Source organism: Amycolatopsis sp. NPDC041971, from assembly GCF_055588925.1.
Window position 1 is genome coordinate 4,634 of sequence record NZ_JBVJCE010000009.1, and the last position, 19,090, is coordinate 23,723.

At 70.6% G+C, this 19,090-nt stretch carries 10 protein-coding genes; 6 read left to right on the top strand and 4 right to left on the bottom strand.

Going from position 1 to position 19,090, the window contains the following annotated elements:
• Positions 1 to 273: 273 nt before the first annotated feature.
• Both ACZ6DT_RS19205 and ACZ6DT_RS19210 read right to left on the bottom strand, forming a co-directional pair.
• A complete protein-coding gene (locus ACZ6DT_RS19205; RefSeq protein ID WP_465596609.1) occupies positions 274 to 1,239 on the bottom strand; it encodes an aldo/keto reductase in 966 nt (321 codons plus the stop codon).
• A 2-nt stretch (positions 1,240 to 1,241) separates the two neighbouring features.
• A complete protein-coding gene (locus ACZ6DT_RS19210; protein WP_465596611.1) occupies positions 1,242 to 2,042 on the bottom strand; it encodes an SDR family oxidoreductase in 801 nt (266 codons plus the stop codon).
• 303 nt (positions 2,043 to 2,345) lie between these two features.
• On the opposite strand from ACZ6DT_RS19210, the gene ACZ6DT_RS19215 reads away from it, so the two are divergent.
• From ACZ6DT_RS19215 to ACZ6DT_RS19235, 5 genes are all read left to right on the top strand, one after another.
• The gene (locus ACZ6DT_RS19215) at positions 2,346 to 8,669 is read left to right on the top strand and encodes an SDR family NAD(P)-dependent oxidoreductase (protein WP_465596614.1); all 6,324 of its coding nucleotides are present in this window, start codon (positions 2,346 to 2,348) and stop codon (positions 8,667 to 8,669) included.
• Between the two features lie 8 nt (positions 8,670 to 8,677).
• Positions 8,678 to 12,706 (top strand): beta-ketoacyl synthase N-terminal-like domain-containing protein, encoded by a 4,029-nt coding sequence (locus ACZ6DT_RS19220; protein WP_465596618.1) that lies wholly within the window; start codon positions 8,678 to 8,680, stop codon positions 12,704 to 12,706.
• A gap of 83 nt (positions 12,707 to 12,789) precedes the next feature.
• Positions 12,790 to 13,089 carry a phosphopantetheine-binding protein gene (locus ACZ6DT_RS19225; RefSeq protein ID WP_465596621.1) on the top strand — a complete coding sequence of 100 codons (300 nt, stop codon included), beginning with the start codon at positions 12,790 to 12,792 and terminating at the stop codon, positions 13,087 to 13,089.
• Between the two features lie 4 nt (positions 13,090 to 13,093).
• Entirely contained in the window at positions 13,094 to 13,879 is a 786-nt protein-coding gene (locus ACZ6DT_RS19230) for an alpha/beta fold hydrolase (RefSeq protein WP_465596624.1), read from the top strand.
• The gene (locus tag ACZ6DT_RS19235) at positions 13,876 to 15,009 is read left to right on the top strand and encodes a glycosyltransferase (protein ID WP_465596627.1); all 1,134 of its coding nucleotides are present in this window, start codon (positions 13,876 to 13,878) and stop codon (positions 15,007 to 15,009) included. The genes ACZ6DT_RS19230 and ACZ6DT_RS19235 overlap by 4 nt, the downstream gene beginning before the upstream one ends.
• Positions 15,010 to 15,223: 214 nt before the next feature.
• Here the strand turns inward: ACZ6DT_RS19235 and ACZ6DT_RS19240 are convergent, their stop codons facing one another.
• The gene (locus ACZ6DT_RS19240) at positions 15,224 to 16,078 is read right to left on the bottom strand and encodes an ABC transporter permease (RefSeq protein ID WP_465596630.1); all 855 of its coding nucleotides are present in this window, start codon (positions 16,076 to 16,078) and stop codon (positions 15,224 to 15,226) included.
• A complete protein-coding gene (locus ACZ6DT_RS19245) occupies positions 16,075 to 17,019 on the bottom strand; it encodes an ATP-binding cassette domain-containing protein (RefSeq protein WP_465596633.1) in 945 nt (314 codons plus the stop codon). The genes ACZ6DT_RS19240 and ACZ6DT_RS19245 overlap by 4 nt, the downstream gene beginning before the upstream one ends.
• A 284-nt stretch (positions 17,020 to 17,303) precedes the next feature.
• Between ACZ6DT_RS19245 and ACZ6DT_RS19250 the strand changes: the two genes are divergently transcribed.
• Complete coding sequence (locus ACZ6DT_RS19250) at positions 17,304 to 18,890, top strand: DUF6801 domain-containing protein (RefSeq protein WP_465596636.1); 1,587 nt, start codon at positions 17,304 to 17,306, stop codon at positions 18,888 to 18,890.
• Positions 18,891 to 19,090: the final 200 nt, after the last annotated feature.

The window sequence follows — 19,090 nt, forward strand, 5'->3', positions numbered from 1 at the left end:
GTAGATATTCGTCCTTTCGACTATTGCCCGACAAGGCTCTCTTCCCTTTGTGCGGCAGGCTCTTTTTTGTCCCCCACCCCTAGCTTTGGGGTGTGCGGAGTCTGAACACGCGAGTCACGTCTACAAACACGCGAGTTCCGTCTATGAACACGCGAGGTCCGGGTCCGAGCACGCGAGTGCGGTATCACGTCACCCAGCCCGCCGTCTCACCCGAGACACGCCACGTGTGCCTTAACCCTCAAGAGAGCCCGAATCGCCACTCACGACCGCGGCCTACGTGATCGCGGGCGGTGACCAGGTCAGCCGCGGATCCGTCTGCACGAAACTGCCCAGCAGCTGGTCGATCCGGGTGAGCGTGTCGAGGTCCAGCACCACCCCGGCCGCTTTCGCGTTCTCGGTCAGCTGGGTGGCGGTGCTCGCGCCGGTCACCACCGAGGCGACGGTGTTGTGCTGCAACGTCCAAGCGAGTGCCAGCTGCGCCATGGTCAGTCCCGCCTCGTCGGCGACGCCGCGCAGCATGCCGACGCGTTCGAGGAGGTCCGGCAGGAGCAGTGGCCGTGCCTCGGTGGACTTCGCGGCCCGGGAGTCCGGCGGGATCTCACCCGGCCGGTATTTGCCGGTCAGGACGCCTTGCGCGAGGGGGACCGAGGCGAACTGGCCGATCCCGGCGCGTTCGCAGACCGGCATCACCTGCGCTTCGGCGACTCGCCAGAGCATCGAGTAGTGCGGCTGGTTGGCGATGAGCGGGACGCCGTGCCGCTCGGCGATCGGCCGCGCCTCGAGCAGCTGTTCCGCCGTCCATTCCGCGGTGCCGGCGTAGAGGATCTTCCCCTGCCGCACCAGATCCGACAGCGCGAGGAACGTCTCCTCCAGCGGGGTGCGGTAGTCGAACCGCAGCAACTGGTAGACGTCGACGTAGTCGGTGCGCAGTCGCCGCAGCGATCCGTGCAGCGACGTGGTCAGGTGTTTGCGGCTGAGGCCGGCGTCGTTGACACCCGGTCCTTCCGGCCAGAAGACACCGGTGCACAGAACGAGATCGTCGCGGCGGGCGGGGCTCAGCGCCGCGGCGAGGTTCTCTTCGGCGGCGCCGCCGTCCCAGGCCGCGGCGGTGTGGAAGGTCGTGATGCCCGCGTCGAGCGCGGCCCGGACGCACTCCGCGCCGTCGCGGTGCGTGAGCCAGTTGCCGTAGGAGATCTCACTGACGGAAAGCCCGCTCGCGCCGAGCCTGCGGTATTCCATGGTCACCTCTTCAGCGCGCCGGTTTCGAGGATGGTGCGGTCGATCCATGCGTCGAGACCCGCCGCCTTGCGGGCGTAGGTCTCCCGCACCGATTCGTGCGGCAGGATCAGGAACTCCTCCGACGCCAGGCCCTGAACGACGGATTCCGCGACTTCCTCCGGTTCCAGCAACGGCGCGGCGGCGGCGATCGCGAGCGCGGCGGGGTGCCCGGCGGCGATGCCCGGTTCCAGCAGCGCGGTCCGCACGCCGAGCGGGCACAGCGCGCTGACCCGCACCCCGCGCGGCCGGTAGGTGATGGCCAGCCATTCGGCGAGGCCGACGGCCGCGTGCTTCGTCACCGAGTACGGCGCGTCGCCGGGGGTTCCCAGCAGACCCGCTCCCGAGGCCGTGATCAGCAGATACCCGCTCCCCCGGCTCAACATCGCGGGGAGTGCGACCTGGGCGGCGTGCACATGCTGCATGACGTTGATCGCCCACGAGCGCGTCCACTGTTCGTCCGCGGCGTGCACGCCCGTCCCGAACGCGGCACCGGCGTTGGAACAGAAGAGGTCCACCGGCCCGAACTCCGCGCGGGCCTCGGTCACCAGCGTCTTCAGATCCTCTTTGGACGACGCGTCGGCATGCCGCGCGATCGCGGCACCGCCCGAAGCCGTGATCCCGGCGACGACCTGCTCCGCGGCCTCGAGATCGAGATCCGAGACCACCACCCCGGCGGCGCCCTCGGCGGCGAACCGCCGGGCCATGGCGGCGCCGATACCGTGTGCCGCCCCGGTCAGCACGACGACTCGTCCTGTCACTTCCACATGCGCTCCATGGTTATCGATTCTGCTTTCGATGACAATTCTTCTGTTTTGTGACGCCGGTGAGCAATGCGTTGTCGAAATCTGCGACGGCGGTGATAAAAGTGCAGGTCAACGGCCTGTTTTGAACGTGTCGACATATTTGTTTCCGGCGCCGGACTTTAGCATGTGATCCCTTGTTTTCCGAGTTCTCGTGCGGGAGTATTGCGCTCTCTGCGGCAAGTAGGTTATTTCTTGGGAATCCCGCTGAAAGATCGCCGAACCCGGCGAGGTTCGACCAGGCCCAGCCGAACAGGAGGTCCGCCGGTGAGTCATGCGACGGCGCGCACGCGGGTACTCGGCGTCAACCCGCTCGGACGTCCGGATCCGGGGCTGGCGGCCGCCGTCGCCAGGGGCGGTGGGCTCGGGATCGTGGACATCGGGTCCACCGCGTCCATATCGGACGGTAGGTTCCCGTTCGGCGTCCGCGTCCCGTCGGGCCGCCACGCGCGGGACGAAGAAGTGCGGGAAAGCGGCGCGGGGCTCGTCCTGCTGGCCGAGGGGGCGGTCTGGCGGGGGAGGGCCGACCTTCCCGTCCTGGCCGAGGTGACCGGTGTCGAGCAGGCCGTCCGGATGCTCGACACCGGCGCCTCCGGTCTGGTGGCGAAGGGAGCCGAAGCGGGCGGCTCGGACCTCACCACGTTCGTTCTGCTCCAGCGGCTGCTGGCGCGGTTCGGCGAGGGCGTCCCGGTGTGGGCGTACGGGGGCATCGGGCCGCGGACGGCGGTGGCCGCGATCGCCGGGGGCGCGGCGGGGGTGGTGCTCGACGGGTTCGGCCTGTTCCCGGAGGTCGACGTGTTCCCGGCCGAGCGGGCCGAACTGGCCAGGGCCGACGACGGACTCACCACGTTGTTCGCGAGTCGCTTCGAGGACGCGGAAAGTGCTGTCCGATCGGTTGTACGGTCGCTTGCCGCGCCGTCGTCGGCGAGCCCCTCGGACCAAGGCGTACGGCTCTGCCGCACGTTGGGGACCCGCCTGCCGGTCGTGCAGGGACCGATGACCCGGGTGAGCGATCAGCCCGGTTTCGCCGCCGCGGTGGCCGCGCACGACGGCTTCCCGTTCGTCGCGGTGGCCACCGCGAACGGCGCCAAGACCGCCGAACTGCTCGGCCGCACCGCCGAAGCGCTCGGCGAGCGGCCTTGGGGCGCGGGCATTCTGGGCTTCGTCCCGGAGTCGCTGCGTGCCGAACAACTCACGGCGGTCCGGGCGGCGCGCCCGCGGTGCGTGCTGATCGCGGGCGGGAAACCCGCGCAGGCCAAGACGCTGGAGGCCGACGGGATCGCGACCTTCCTCCACGTGCCGTCCCCGATCCTCCTGCGGCAGTTCCTCGACGCCGGGATCCGCCGGTTCGTCTTCGAGGGTGCCGAATGCGGCGGGCACATCGGCCCGCGATCGAGTTTCGTGCTGTGGGAGCAGCAGCTGGACGTCCTGCGCGAACACGGCGGCAAGGACGTCGAGGTGCTGTTCGCGGGCGGGATCCACGACGCCCGGTCCGCGGCCATGGTCTCGGCGATGGCGGAGCCGCTGACGGGGATCGGTGTCCTGATGGGCACCGCGTACCTGTTCACCGAGGAGGCCGTCACCCACGGTGCCATCACCGAGGTCTTCCAGGACCGGGTGCTCGACGCCGGAGCCACGGTCACCCTGGAGACCGCGCCCGGGCACCTGACCCGCTGCCTGCCCAGCCCGTACACCGACGAGTTCGCCGCGGTGAAGGCCGGGCTCCGCGCGGACGGCGTCCCGCCGCAGGAGAGCTGGCAACGGCTGGAGGAGCTGAACACCGGACGGTTGCGGATCGCGAGCAAGGGCATCCGGCGGGAAGGCGACGCCCTCATCGAGGTCGACGCCCTGGGTCAGCTCGCCGAGGGCATGTACATGGCGGGCCAGGTGACGGTGCTGCGTGAGCGCCGCACCGATATCGCCGCCCTGCACCGGGAAGTCACCGATGGAGCGGCGGAACTGCTCGCCGGCCGAACTCCGCCGGAGGAGTCCGTTGTAGACGGTGACATCGCCATCGTCGGCATGGCGTGCGTGTTCCCCGGGGCACCCGACCTCCCGGCCTTCTGGTCCAACATCCTGCGCGGTGCCGACGCCGTCACCGAAGTGCCGGATCAGCGCTGGGACAAGGCGGTCTACGCCGATCAGTCGACGTCGAAGTGGGGCGGTTTCCTCCCGGCCGTGGACTTCGACCCGCTCGCGTACGGCATCCCGCCCAAATCGATGGGCAGCATCGACCCGGCCCAGCTGGTGTCACTGCAGACGGCACGCCGAGCCCTCGAAGACGCGGGCTACGGCGACGGCGGTTTCGATCGTGAGCGCACCAGCGTCATCTTCGGCGCCGAGGCCGGGGGAGACCTGGCGAACGCCGGCGTGTTGCGCGCGTTGCTGCCCAGCTATCTCGAAGAGGTCCCGGAAGAGCTCCTCGCGCAATTGCCGGAGCTGACCGAGGACTCGTTCCCCGGCACGCTCGCCAACGTCATCTCCGGCCGGATCGCCAACCGGCTCGACCTCGGCGGCACCAACTACACCGTGGACGCCGCCTGCGGCTCCTCGCTGGCGGCGCTGGACCTCGCGGTGAAGGAACTGCGGGCGGGCACGAGCTCGATGGTCCTGTGCGGCGCCGTCGACCTGCACAACGGCGTCAACGACTACCTCATGTTCACCTCCGCGGGCGCGCTGTCGCCGACCGGCCGGTGCCGTCCGTTCGACGCGTCGGCCGACGGGATCTCGCTCGGCGAAGGCGTCGCGTGTCTCGTGCTCAAGCGGCGGGCCGACGCCGAACGCGACGGCGACCGCGTCTACGCCGTGGTCAAGGGCGTCGGTGCCGCCAGCGACGGCAAGGCGCTGGGCCTCACCGCCCCGCGTCCCGAGGGGCAACGGCGGGCCCTAGCCCGGGCGTACCGCGACGCCGGGGTGTCCCCGGCGGACGTCTCGCTGGTGGAGGCGCACGGCACCGGCACGGTCGTCGGCGACGCCACCGAACTGACCACGCTCACCGAGTTCTTCCTCGACGCGGGCGCCGAACCGGGCCAGTGCGCGCTGGGTTCGGTGAAGAGCCAGATCGGGCACACGAAATGCGCCGCGGGGCTGGCGGGCCTCATGAAGGCGGCGCTGGCGTTGTGGCACGAGGTCGTGCCACCCACCCTGCACCTGCGCACGCCGAACCCCGCCTGGGACGCCGAGCGCAGTCCCTTCACCTTCTCCATCGGGGCCAGGCCGACGCCGGTTCCTCGCGGTCGCGAGTTCGCCGGAGTGAGCGCGTTCGGGTTCGGTGGGACCAACTTCCACGCGGTGCTCGCCGCCCCGGGAGTCCCGCCGGGACGGCGGCACGGCCCGCGTGACTGGGACGCCGAGCTGGTCCTGCTCCGAGGGTCCGATGTGGACGGTGCCAGGGCCGCGTTGCGTGACCTGCTGGCAGCGAACGAAGGCCGTCCGCTGCGGGAGATCGCCGCGCTCGCCGCCGAACGGGGCGGATCCGGACCGGTGCGGCTCGCGGTCGTCGCGAGTGACCTCGCGGAGCTGCGTGAGGCCGCCGACAACGGCGGAGGGCTCACCGCGGAGCACACCGAGGCCGGTGCCGTCGCGTTCCTGTTCCCCGGCCAGGGCAGTCAGCGGACGGGGATGCTGGCGGAGCTGTTCGTGCACTTCCCCGAACTGGCCGACGTGCTGAGGCTCGCTCCCGACGTCGCCGCGACCACCTTCCCGCCGCGCGCGTTCACCGAAGAGGCACGTGCCGCCCAGGACGAGGCGCTCAAGGACACACGGGTCGCGCAGCCCGCGCTCGGGCTCGTCGAGTCGGCAGTGTGCCGGTTGCTGGCCGACCTCGGTGTCCGGCCGGACCTGCTGGCGGGGCACAGCTACGGAGAACTGACCGCGCTGTCGGTCGCGGGCGCCTTCGACACCCCGACTTTGGTGGCGCTCAGCCGGGCGAGGGCTCGCTCGATCGCCGAAGTCGCGGGCGCCGATCCGGGCGCGATGGCCGCGGTGAAGGCGTCCCGCGAGGAACTGGCCGCCGCCCACGACCACCCGGACGTCGTACTGGCCAACCACAACGCGCCGGGCCAGACCGTCCTTTCCGGACCGACGGCCGCCGTGGAGGAGGCCGTCCGCGTACTGCGGGGCCAGGGAATCGCGGCCAAACGGATCCCCGTCGCCTGCGCCTTCCACAGTCCGCTGGTGGCCGGGGCGAGTGACGTGTTCGCTGTCGATCTCGACAACGCCGAGATCGCTGAGCCGGGTGCGCCGGTGTGGTCGAACCGCACCGCACGGCCGTACGACGCCGGATCAGTACGCGCCGGACTCGCCGCGCAGATCGGGTCGCCGGTGCGCTTCGTCGAGCTGATCGAGGACATGTACGCGGCGGGCGCGCGCACGTTCGTCGAAGCGGGTCCGGGACAGGTGCTTTCCCGGCTGGCCAAGGAAATCCTCGGTGACCGGCCGCATACCGTGATCGCTTGCGACCCCGGTGGGCCGGGGTTGCGAGGGTTCCTCACGGCGCTCGCGCGCCTGGCGCTCACGGGTGTCGACGTGCGCACCGAACGGCTCTTCCACGGCCGCGTCCACGTCGGCCCGCTTCCCTCGCCCGCCTGGACCGTGGACGGCCAGACCGTCCGCGCCCCCGGCGGCGAGGTCCCCGCCCATGGGCTCGTGCCCGCCCGACGAATCCCGAGGACGACCATGAACCAGCCCGTGCCCGGTCGCGACCAGGCCGTCGTCGAATTCCTCCGCACCAGCCGGGAAATGCTGGCGGCGCAACGGGACGTGATGCTGGGCTACCTCGGCACCGCGCCGCTCACGCCGGCCCCCGTGCAGGTCCCGGTCGGGCAGGCGCTGCTGCCGCCCGTCGAGGCCCCGGTCGTCGTGTCCCGGCACGCCGTCGAGCCGGAACCGGTCGCCGCGGTCTCACAAGAAGCCCCGAGCACCGACGTACTGGCCACCGTGATCGGCGCGATCAGCGAACGCACCGGCTATCCGGCCGAGATGATCGACGCCGATCTCGACCTGGAAGCGGATCTTTCCATCGACTCGATCAAACGCACCGAGATCGCGGGCACGCTGCTCGCGAAGCTCGGTCTCACCGGACGGGTGCACGACGACGCCCAAGATCAGCTCAGCCGCGACCGGACGGCGAGCGCACTGGCCGCGCGGCTGCGGAAGTGGCTCGAACCGGCCGCTCCGGCCGCCGTCGCACCGGCGCCCGCGGGTACCTCGCCCGGCCGGTACCTGCTCAACCGGGTGTCCGCGCCCCTCCCGACACCCGATCTCGGCAGGGTGAACGGCAAGACGGTCTCGGTGAGTTTCGAACCCGGCCAGGAAGAACTGGCCGAGTCGGTCCGTGCGGTGTTCATCGACGCGGGCGCCGTGCCGGGGGAGCGGGCCGAGGCCGACATCGTCCTCGTGCTGAATCCGTTGTCGGACGCCGAAGAGCCGGTCGCGGCCCAGGTCTTCGGCCTGCTCAAGGAAGCCATGGGCGCGGTGGTCGTGGTGGCGAGGCCGGGCGCCGGGCACACCGCCGGATTGCGCGGCCTCGTCCGGGCCGCGGCGCGAGAGCGGACCGAGCCGACCAGGCTGGTCGAGCTGGAGTCCACAGTGGACTTGGCGCGCATAGTGCTGGAAGAGGCGCTCGCCGACGGGCCGGTGGCCGTCCGCTACGACACCGCGGGGCGTGCGGCGTTCGAGCCGTCCGCGGGCTCTCTCGGTTCGATCGCGTACGCGGGTGCCGGTCCCGGCGGCGGAGAGGTCAAGGCACTCGGCCTCGACCAGGATTCGGTGCTGTTGCTGATCGGCGGCGCCCGCGGGATCACCGCGCGGACGGCGGTCGCGCTGGCGGCGAGCGGATGCCGGATCGAACTGGCCGGGCGCACCCCGTGGCCCGCCGAACCCGGCGACGACGACCTGCCCGGCGACGCGCCGGGGATGCGCTCGGCCTTGGCCGCGCGGGGCGGTTCGCTGGCGGACATCGAACGCCGGGTGCGCACCGTGCTGGCCCAGCGTGAGATCGCGAGAACGCTCGACCAGATCGGCGCGGCAGGCGGTGTCGCGGCCTACCGGTCGCTCGACGTGCGTGACGGCGCCGCCGTCCGTCAAGTGGTCAAGGATCTGCACACCCGATACGGCCGCATCGACGGCGTCGTCCACGCCGCCGGGGTGATCGACGACAAGTTGATGGCCGACAAGGACGAGCACTCCTTCCGCACGGTCTACGGGACCAAAGTGGACGGTGCGCGCGCGTTGCTCGACGCCTTGGAGCACTTCGGGGTGCGGCCCGGGTTCGTGACGTTCTTCGGCAGCATCGCCGCGGTGCTGGGAAACCGGGGGCAGACCGACTACGCGGCGGCGAACGACGCCTTGGAAACCCTCGGCGAGCAGTGGGCGGAGCGCACCGGCTGCCGGGCGCTGACCGTCCACTGGGGACCGTGGGCGCCCTCGGAGGACCACGCGGGCATGGTGTCGCCTGAATTGGCGCGCGAGTACGAACGCCGCGAGGTGGCGCTGATCGACCCGGACGAAGGCACCACCGCGCTCCTGCGTGAGCTCGCCTTCGGCCCGGCCGACGTCCGCTCCGTGCTGTACACGGCATCACTGTGGTGAACCAGGCCGTGGTGAACCAAGAGCCGGTCGCGATCGTCGGGATGGGCGTGTTCCTTCCCGGATCGTCCACTGTGGACGAGTATTGGCAGAACATCCTTTCCGGCACCGACGCGATCACCGAGATCCCGCCGCACCGCTGGGATCCGAGTTTCCACGCTCGCGACGGCCGCACCCCCGACCGCACCTACGGGCGGCGCGGCGGGTTCGTCGCCGACAGCCTGGACTTCGACGCGACGGCACTGGGCATCGCCCCGAGTTCCGTCGCCGGGATGGAACCCGACCAGCTGGTCGCGCTGGCCGTGGCCGCTTCCGCGGTGGACGACGCCGGTGGCCTGCGGCGGCTGGGCGACCTCGAACGCGTGGGTGTGATCCTCGGCAGGGGCGGCTACCTCTCGCCCGGGCTCCAGCGGTTCGACCAGCGTGTCCGGTCGGTCCGTCAGATCACCGGCGCCGTCCGGGATCTCCTCCCGTCGGCGCGTCCGGAGATGCTCGACAGGCTCCGGGACGCGTTGCTGGAACCGCTCGGCGAGTTCCGGCCGGACAGCGCGATCGGGCTGGTGCCGAACCTCGCCGCGTCGCGGGTCGCCAATCGTCTGGACTTCGGCGGTCCCGCGTACACGGTGGACGCGGCCTGCGCGTCTTCGCTGCTCGCCGTTGACCAGGCGATCGGCGAACTCGTCCGTCGCCGCTGCGACATCGTGCTGGCCGGCGGCGTGCACCACTGCCACGACGACACGCTCTGGTCGATGTTCACCCAGCTCGGGGCCCTGTCGCCGAGCCAGCGGATCAGCCCGTTGTCCCGCGACGCGGACGGCCTGCTGATCGGCGAGGGCACCGCGATCGTGGTGCTGAAACGATTCTACGACGCACGCCGTGACGGCGACCGGGTCTACGCGGTGCTGCGCGGCTCCGGGACGTCGAGCGACGGCAAGGGCGCGAGCCTGCTCAGCCCGGCCGTGGCGGGCCAGACGCTGGCGCTGCGCCGCGCGTGGGCGTCGGCGGGCCTCGATCCCACCGCGCCCGGCGCGCTCGGCCTGCTGGAGGCGCACGGGACCGCGACCCCGACCGGGGACGCGGCCGAACTGGCCACCCTCGCCGAGGTGTTCGGCCCGCCGGACGGCCCCCGCGCCGCGATCGGCGCGGTCAAGGCGATGATCGGGCACACCATGCCGACCGCCGGGGCCGCCGGGCTGATCAAGGCGGCGCTCGCACTGCACCACGCCGTTCTGCCGCCCACGCTGAACTGCGCCGATCCGAGTCCGCTGCTGGACAAGACCCGGTTCCGCACGCTGTCCGCCGCCGAGCGGTGGCAGGCGGGTGACGTCCCGCGCCGGGCGGCGGTCAACGCCTTCGGTTTCGGCGGTGTCAACGCCCACGTGGTGCTGGAGGAGGCCGACCCGGCGCCCGCGCGGCCACGGCGGGCCAAGGTGTCCGCGGAGCCCGAGCGGGTCCTTCGGCTCGCGGCGTCCACGCCGGACGAACTACGCGAGCTGCTCGACCGCCCGGACCCGGAATCCGGTGGGCACGGCTGTTGCCGGATCGGGATCGTCGGGTTGACCGAGAAGCGGCTGGAAGTCGCGCGAAGGGTGCTCGCGAAGGTCACGGCCGAGGGCAAGTCCTGGCAGGGGCCCAGCGACATCTGGTGCAGCACCGCTCCCTTGCTGGAGCAGGCGGAAGCGAAGACCGCGTTCGTCTACCCGGGACTGGAGGCCGACGCGGAACCGCGCTGCGCCGACGTCGCCCGGCACTTCGGGCTGGAACGGCCCGAGTGGTCGACGGCGAGCGTGCTCGCGCGTGCCTCCAGCGTGTCCCAGGTCGGGTTGCTGCTCGACACCGCGCTGCGACGGCTCGCCATCACGCCGGATCTGCTCGCCGGGCACAGTGTCGGCGAGTGGACCGCGATGCAGGCGGCGGGGATGTATCCGAGGCAGTCCACAGAGGACATGTTGGACCAGTACTGGCCGCAGGGATTTACTTTGCCCGACGCCGAGTTCCTCGTTCTCGGTTGTTCCGCGGAACGGGCGGAGGCGCTGCTCGCCGCGGAACCGGAGCTGATGATCTCCCACGAGAACGCGCCGCGGCAAACGATCGTCTGCGGGGACCCGGCGGCCGCGGCCCGGCTCGCCAAGCTGTGCACCCAGCACGGCGTCGTCGCCAGGACACTGCCGTTCCGGTCCGGGTTCCACACCCCGCTGATGCGCTCCCGGCTCGGCCCGTTCACCAGGCTCGCCGCCGAACTGGACCTGAAGCCGCCGCGGGTCCCGGTCTGGTCGGCGACCACGGCGCGGCCGTATCCCACGGATCCGGTGGAGGTCCGCGAGCTGTATTTGGCCCACCTGGTGCGCAAGGTCCGGTTCCGGGAACTCGTCGAGGCGCTCTACGCCGACGGCGCCCGTGTCTTCGTGCAGGCGGGCGCCGGTCAGCTCGGTTCGTTCGTGGCGGATACGCTGGGCTCGCGGCCGCATCTGGTCATCCCGGCGTCCTCCGGCACGAGGCCCGGTCTCGCGCAGCTGCGCCGGGTGGCCACCGCGGTCTGGGTGGAGGGCGGACGGCCCGCGTTCGACGCGCTGGAGCCACGCCGGACCCGGATCGACACGGCGGGCACGCTGCTTTCGGTCGACGGCGACGTCAAAGGCATGTTCGCGGGCGCCGGTGAGGTTCCCGAACTGGCCGACGGGATTCCCGACGCGATCGTCGCGGAATTCACCGCGCTGCTCACCGAGACCCGCCAGGCCGCGGCGAGCGTCGTCAACGCGGCGGCACGGCGGACTTTCGAGTCCACTGTGGACGTCTCGCTCGCCGCGATGCCGTACCTGGTGGATCACCGGTTCTTCCGCCAGCGCGAGGACTGGCCCGACGAAGCCGACTTCCGTCCCACCGTCCCCGCGACGACACTGGTCGACCTGGCCTGCCGGGCGGCGGAACGGGCTTGGCCGGGGTCGATCGCGACCGGCGTGAGCAACGCCGCGTTCTCCCGATGGCTGATCGCCGCCCCCGCCGCGCGCGTGCCGCTTTCGATGACCCGCGAGGGCGACCGGATCAGCGTCCAGATAGGACCGCACGCCAGTATGGACGTCCACCTGGCGCGGCGGTATCCCACGGCGCCCCGGCCGTCTCCGCTCCCGGGGCCGGAGACCGCGCCACCGCTGAGCGCCGCCGAGATCTACACGCGTCGCGAGATGTTCCACGGCCCCGCCTACCAGGGGCTCGCCAAACTCATCGGGCTCGGCGAACGGCATATCCGCGGCGACCTCGTCGTGCCGTCGGCGCCCGGTGCGCTGCTGGACAACGTCGGCCAGCTGCTGGGTTGCTGGCTGATGGCCACCAAGGCGGACGCGCTGCTGGCCTTCCCGACGTCGATGGGCCGGATCACCTGGTATGGACCGGAACCGGCATCGGGCACCCGGTTGCGATGCGTGGTCCGGGTCCGGCTGCCGCGGCCGGACGTGCTGGAGATGGACGCCGAACTCGTGCACGACGGCGCCGTGCTGGCCAGGATCGAACAGTGGCGGGACATCCGGTTCCCGTGCGACCGGCCCGCACACCGGGTTTACGCCTTCCCGGACCGGCACCGGCTTTCCGAGGAGCACCACGGCGGCTGGACACTGGTCACCGACCGCTGGCCGAGCCCCGCCGCGCGTGACATCTACGCCGGTGTCTACCTCGGTGCGGAGGAACGCGCCGAGTTCGCCGCCTGCGCGCCCCGGCGGCAGCGCGGCTGGCTGCTGGAACGGATCGCGATCAAGGACGCCGTCCGCGCGAAACTCGGCTGGGACGGCGTGTATCCGGCGGAGCTCCGCGTGAGCGCCGACGGGACCAGGGTGACCGGCCTCCACGGCCGGACGGTGCCACCGCTGGCGGTGGCCGCCGCGTCGACAGGAGAGGTCGCGGTCGCTCTCGTCCGCGAGCCGACCGCGACGCCAGCCTGGATCGCGGTCCGGGCCGAGGGCGAGTCGGCGGGGCTGGCCGAGGAGATCGGCACCGGGGTGGAGTTCGCCGGGATACCCGGGCACGTGGTGGCCTGGAACCGCGGGTAGGGCCAGTGGGCGGAGCTGAGATGTTCCCCGGAGAAATCGCGATCGCGGGTTCACCTCCGGATAGGTAAGAACAGGAGCAGAGCATGACGATCGAACAGCAGAGCCCGGCGTCGGTCTTCGGGACCGTGGCCGAGTTGCTGACGGAACTGGTCGGGGACACCGACGTCCTCGGCATCGAGATCACCCCGCAGACCACCTTCCACGAGGATCTCCAGCTGGAGAGCATCGACCTGGTCACCTTCGCGAGCATCCTCGCCGAGTACTTCGGCGCGGACGTGAACCTCGCGGAGTTCCTGGCGGAGAAGGACCTGGACGACGTGATCGGGCTCCGGGTCGGCGACATCGCGGATTACGTCGCCGCCCGCCTCGGCGAACGGGCGTGAGGCGGTGCCGACGATGACCGTCAACGGGCTGCGCACGAACGTGCAGCTCGTACCCGGCGGGGGCACGGAGACCGTGGTGTTCCTGCACGGCATGGGCACCGACAGCCTCGCGAGCTTCTACCTCACGCTGGCCCCGCCGGTCGCCGCCGCCGGCGTGGACGTGGTCAGCTACGACCTGCGCGGGCACGGCAAGACCGAACGCCCCGAGCGCGGGTACACGATCGCGGACTTCATCGCCGATCTCGACGACCTGCTGGACCAGCTCGATCTCGACCGGCCGGTCCACCTGGTGGGCAACAGTTTCGGCGGCACCCTCGCCTACAGCTACGCCGTGGCGAAACCGGAACGCGTGCGCAGCATCGTGTGCATCGAATCGGAGCCCGCCACCGAACTGTGGGCGGACAAGATGGCACAGATCCTCGAGCACACCGTGCGGTTCTTGAAGGTCGAGGAGAGCTTCGACTGGATCGAGGCCAACTACAGCGCCCATCACCGGCGGCTCGCGCGAATGGCGGCCGAGCGGATCATGGCGACGTCGATGGCCGAGGAGGTCCCGCTCGGCCCGTTGCTGACCATGGACCAGGTGGCCGGGATCGACTGCCCCGTACTGTCCATTTTGGGCAGTCACGGTTATCAGGCCGACGACTTAACCGCGTTGACGTCCTTGTTGCCCCACGGGGAGCTGCACGTGTTCGAAGGGCAAGGGCATTCGGTGCTCGTCGAGCAGCACCGGGAAGTCCGGGAGCTGCTGCTGGGCTGGATCTCCCGGCACGGGAGGCCACGCGGATGAGCCGGTTCCTGCTGGTCGTCCCGCCGCTCACCGGGCACGTGGCGCCGTTGCGGGCGGTGGCCGCCGAACTGGTGGGGCGCGGCCACGACGTCGCCTGGTGCGGTCCGGAACCCACGACGTCCGAGCTGACGCGCGCGGGCCAGGTGTACGCGGCGGGCGACGCGCTGGAGTTCGCCGTGGAGCGCCGCCCCGATGGCCTGCGCGGGTTCGCGGCGCTGAAGTTCCTGTGGGAGCGGTATCTCGTTCCGCTCGCGGACGCGATGGTGCCCGGGGTCGAGAAGGCGGTCGACGCCTTCCGGCCCGACGTCGTGCTCGCCGATCAGCAGGCCTTCGCGGGCGCCCTTGTGGCGCGTCGCTGTGCCCTGCCCTGGGTGACTTCCGCGTCGACGTCGACCGAACTCGGCGATCCGCTGGGGGCCATGCCGAAGATCGTCGCCTGGGTCGACAGCCTGCAAGACGGTCTCCGTGAGCGGCACAAGGTGTCCTGCGGCGACCTGCGCTTCTCCCCGGATCTCGTCTTGGCCTTCACGACCGTGTCCCTGACAGGGCCGATCGCCGACGCGGGCGCGGTCCGGTTCGTCGGCCCCGCACTGGCTCCCGCGCCACCGGTGGGGTTCTCATGGGACCTGCTCGACGGGCGTCCGCTCGTCCTCGCCACCCTCGGCACCGCCAACGCCGCCCTCGGCCGCCGCTTTCTGTCCGAATGCGTCGACGCCCTCGCCGGGATGCCGGACGTCCAAGGTCTGGTCGTCGATCCCACCGGTGAACTGATCAGCGACGAAGTGCTGCTGGCCAAACGGATTCCGCAGGCGGAGGTGGTGCGGAAGGCGGCGGTGGTGATCTGTCACGGCGGGCACAACACCGTCAGTGAGTCCCTCGCTTCCGGGCTGCCGCTGGTGATCGCGCCGATCCGGGACGACCAGTCGATGCTGGCTCAGCAGGTCGAGGCCGCCGGTGCCGGGCTGCGGCTGCGCTTCGACCGCGTGAAGGCCCCCGACATCCGCCGCACGGTCACCGAAGTGCTGACCGAGCCCGCGTACGCGGCGGCGGCCGCGCGAGTGCGGGCCTCGTTCGCGGCGGCAGGCGGAGTCGCGGCTGCCGCGGACCACCTGGAGGCCTTGCCGCGCTGAGGCTGGTGGCCGGAACACGCGTGTCTGGAGCCGGAACTCGCGTGTTTCGGGCCGGATCTCACGTGTTTCGGGCCGGAACTCACGTGTTTCGGGCCGGATCTCACGCGGTGTGAGAGTTCGGCTTCCGATCACGCGTGTTCCGGCTCTAATCACGAGAGTTCCGGCTCTGATCACGCGTGTTCCGGCTCTGATCACGCGAGTGACGGGCCAGGCCTCAGACCATCGGGGTGACGTCCCGCGGTGTCCGGAACGTCCTCGCCGCGATCCACCCACCGGCAGCCGCGGCCACGGCGGCGATCGCGAGCGAGATGGGGACCGACCAGCCCGAAGGCCGGCCCAGCGCGAGCGCTCTCGTCGCGTCGATCGCGTAGGTCAGCGGGTTGAGCGCCGAGACCACCCGCAGCCAGGTCGGCATCGTCTCGATCGGCATGTACGCGCTGGAGGAGAACATCAGCGGGAACATGACCACGAACGACGCCATCTGCAGGGTTTCGGCCTTGCGCAGCCAGGTCGTGATGGCGACGAAGATCCAGCTCAGGCACCAGCCGACGACGAGCGTGAGCAGAAGTGCCGCGGTGACACCGAAAATGCCGCCGGTCGGCCGGAAACCCAGCAGCACCACGCTGGCGAGCGCGGTCACCAGCAATTGCACGCCGAGCCTGGCGGAGTCGGAGATGGTGCGCGCCACCAGGACGGCGGAAAGACTGATGGGCATGCACCGGAGACGTCCGGTGAATCCACTGTAGATCTCCGCGAGCAGGCCGGCGCCCGAGCTCATCGCCGTGGTCATCGCGATGTTCACCAGCGTCGCCGGGACGAGGAAGTTCACATATCCCTGATACGCCGCGACCCCGGGCAGCGTGCTGACCCCGTTGAAGACCTGGCTGAACAGCAGGAGCAGCACGATCGGCTGCAGCAGACCGAAGAACACCAGCCGCCGGTCGCCGAACGCGGTCTTCAGCGACCGGGCGGCGAGCACCCGGACCTGGGTGGCGAAGCTGCTCGGCGGCCAGGCCGCCGGATCGGTCAGCGCCGACGGGGACGGCGCGCGGTGGCGTGCCTCGGTCATGTCGCGACCGCCGGATTCCGGTGCAGGGAAAGGTAGACGTCGTCGAGCGTCGGCTCGGCGACGGTGAGGTCCTTCATCGGCGCGCCCGCGGCGTCGAGCGCGCGGACCAGCACGGTGATGTCGGCGGGCCCGGAAAGCGCGACGCCGATCACCAGGCCGGAGGCCGACGTCGTGCAGCCCATGCCGAGCCGATGCAGCGCGTCGAGCGCTCGGCGGGCGGCGAAGTCGGTGCCGAAGGTCAGGGTCGCGGTCCGTTCCCCGAGCCGGGCCTTCAGTTCCGACGGCCGCCCGGAAACCGTGATGTGCCCGAGCCCCAGCACGATGACCTGATCCGCCAGTCTGTCCGCCTCCTCGAGGTACTGCGTGGTGAGCACGACGGTGGTGCCGCGCGCGGCGAGCCGTTCGACGCCGTCCCAAAGTCCGGCGCGGCTGAGCGGATCGAGGCCGGTCGTCGGTTCGTCGAGGAAAAGGACTTCGGGGGAGCCGACAAGCCCGGCGGCGAGATCGAGCCGCCGTCGCATGCCACCGGAGTACGTCCGCGCGGGACGGTCCGCGGCGTCGTCGAGACCGAACATGGCGAGCAGTTCGGCCGCGCGAGCCCTGGCCTGGCGCCGGTTCGCGCCCAGCAGCCTGGCGACGAGTTCGAGGTTGCCGCGGCCGGAGAGCGCGTCGTCGACCGCCGCGAACTGGCCGGTGACCCCGATCCGCCGCCGGACGTGATGCCCGGCGCGCACGACGTCGAAACCGCAGACCTTGGCGCTGCCGCCGCTCGGCTTGACGCGGGTGCTGAGGATGTCGATCAGCGTCGTCTTGCCCGCGCCGTTGTGACCGAGCACCGCGAGCACGGTGCCGCGGCCGACGCGAAGGCTGATGCCGGCGAGGGCCGTCACTTCACCGTAGTGCTTGGCGAGGCCGGTCACCTCGATGGCAGCCTGCTCCATTCGCCGAACGTAGCGGCTGTTCCGACATGGCCGCAATGAACGCGAGCGGACTCCGGGCACGCGTGAGGGTTCCACCCTCCCGCTTGCTGACGGAGGTGACAAAAATGATTTCGCGAGGATCCCGGTGCCAGTGAATTACCCGGCCGACAGCATATGTATGACAAAGAAAAGGCGCCGGATTCGGTGTCCTTGCCGGTGCGGGTGGGCGCGGGTAATTTCATCGATTCCGTGTCCGCGCCGTTTCGGCGGATCACGCAATTCTCCGATTCCCGGGAGTGACCGTTGTGAGGTTCCCACTGAAGTCGAAAAGATCCGTGCAAGCCTTGGCCGCCGGTACGGTGGCCGCCGTCGCGGCCACCCTGGCTGTCGTCGGTTCCGGCTTGAGTGAGGCGGCGCCCGCGTCGCTGACGCTGAAGTACACCTGCCCGTTCCCGTTGATCGGCAACCAGACCCTGGTCGTGAAGGTCGACACCGTCCTGCCGGACGACGCCGTGGCAGGGAAGACCTCCACCCCGATCACGTTCGACGTCGACGTCACCGTCCCGGCGGACGCGACAGCGGGACTCGTGCTCGTGGGAGCCACCACCGTCGAAGGCAGCGCGAAGGCCGCCGCGGTGCTGAAGTATCCGGTCGACAAGACGCTGAACCTCGGCCTGCCGCTGGTCATCCCGGTCACCCCGGTGCCGGAGTCGGGCGAATTCCACGTCAAGACGAGCGGCAAGGCGCCCGCGGTCACGTTCCCCAGCCCGGGCACCGCTTTGGTGACGGTCGGGAACTTCAGTACCACCATGACGCCGAAGAACGCGCAAGGGCAGCCGACCGACCTCGGCACCTTCACTTCGGACTGTGTCGTCCAGCCGGGACAGAACCAGCAGCTGGGGACGTTCGAGGTCAAACCCGCGGGCGGTGGCACCCCGACGCCGACCACCCCGACGACGCCTACCACGCAGCCGACTCCCACGACGAAACCGACTCCGACCACGGAGCCGACCCCGACTACGACTCAGCCCACGCCGACGACAGAGCCGACCCCCACGACTCAGCCGACACCGACAACGGAACCGACACCCACGACTCAGCCGACTCCCACCACGGAACCCACGCCGACCACGGAACCGACCCAGCCGACGCCGACGACCCAGCCGACCCCGACGACGGAGCCCACTTCGACGACGACTCAGCCGACGAGCCCGACCACCGCGCCGACTCCGACGACGCAACCGACGTCCACCACGGAGCCGACTCCCACGACCGAGCCCACCCCCACGTCGAGCACTCAGCCGACGTCGACCACGCAACCGACGCCGACGACCCAGCCGACGAGCCCGACCACGGTGCCGACCACCACCACACAGCCGCCGGGTGACACCCAGATCACCTACGGGGTCAGGGGCAAGACCACGATCGCCGGGCTGAACGCGAAACTCCCGCTCGGCCCCGGTGAGTTCAGCGCGAAACTGAACGCGCAGTCGGGCAAGTTCACCGGGCGGCTGTCGCTGCCGCCGTCGAACGTGCAGTTCCGTTTGCTCGGCTTCTTCCCGGCCTCGGCGACAGTGAAGATCAACCAGGTCGGCGATGTGACGGGCACCGTCAACGCCGGCGCGGTGAAGGCCGACGCGAAGGTCGACGTCAAGTTGCTCACGGTGCGGCTGTTCGGGTTCCCGATCATGGCGAGCTCGACGTGCAAGACCGCCCGGCCCGCCGACATCCCGCTGGTTTCGTCGCACGGCTTCGACCCGTCGAAGGGCGGCAAGCTGACCGCTGAGTACAAGCTGCCGCAGTTCCGCGGCTGCGGCCCGCTGACGCCGATGATCAGCGCGATGGCCTCCGGCGACGGGAACAGTCTGGAGATCACCCTCAAGAAGAAGTAGGTCCGGTCTCGTGGGTGGTAATGACGGTCGGAACCGTCATTACCACCCACGAGAAGCCAACCGAAACAGTTACGCCCATTACAATATTTCCGCGTCTCGGCCCCTCTATTCCAGCATTGCTTGTGTCGCTGATCTTCCGCCAGTAGCGTGCTGCACGAGTTGGCTGTTCGGCCGGAGAAAGTCGAAGTGAGGAAGCCCGA

Coding starts and splice junctions, on each gene's coding strand:
- ACZ6DT_RS19245 (WP_465596633.1), bottom strand. CDS start 17,019: ATGGAGCAGGCTGCCATCGAGGTGACCGGCCTCGCCAAGCACTACGGT.
- ACZ6DT_RS19235 (WP_465596627.1), top strand. CDS start 13,876: ATGAGCCGGTTCCTGCTGGTCGTCCCGCCGCTCACCGGGCACGTGGCG.
- ACZ6DT_RS19225 (WP_465596621.1), top strand. CDS start 12,790: ATGACGATCGAACAGCAGAGCCCGGCGTCGGTCTTCGGGACCGTGGCC.
- ACZ6DT_RS19240 (WP_465596630.1), bottom strand. CDS start 16,078: ATGACCGAGGCACGCCACCGCGCGCCGTCCCCGTCGGCGCTGACCGAT.
- ACZ6DT_RS19205 (WP_465596609.1), bottom strand. CDS start 1,239: ATGGAATACCGCAGGCTCGGCGCGAGCGGGCTTTCCGTCAGTGAGATC.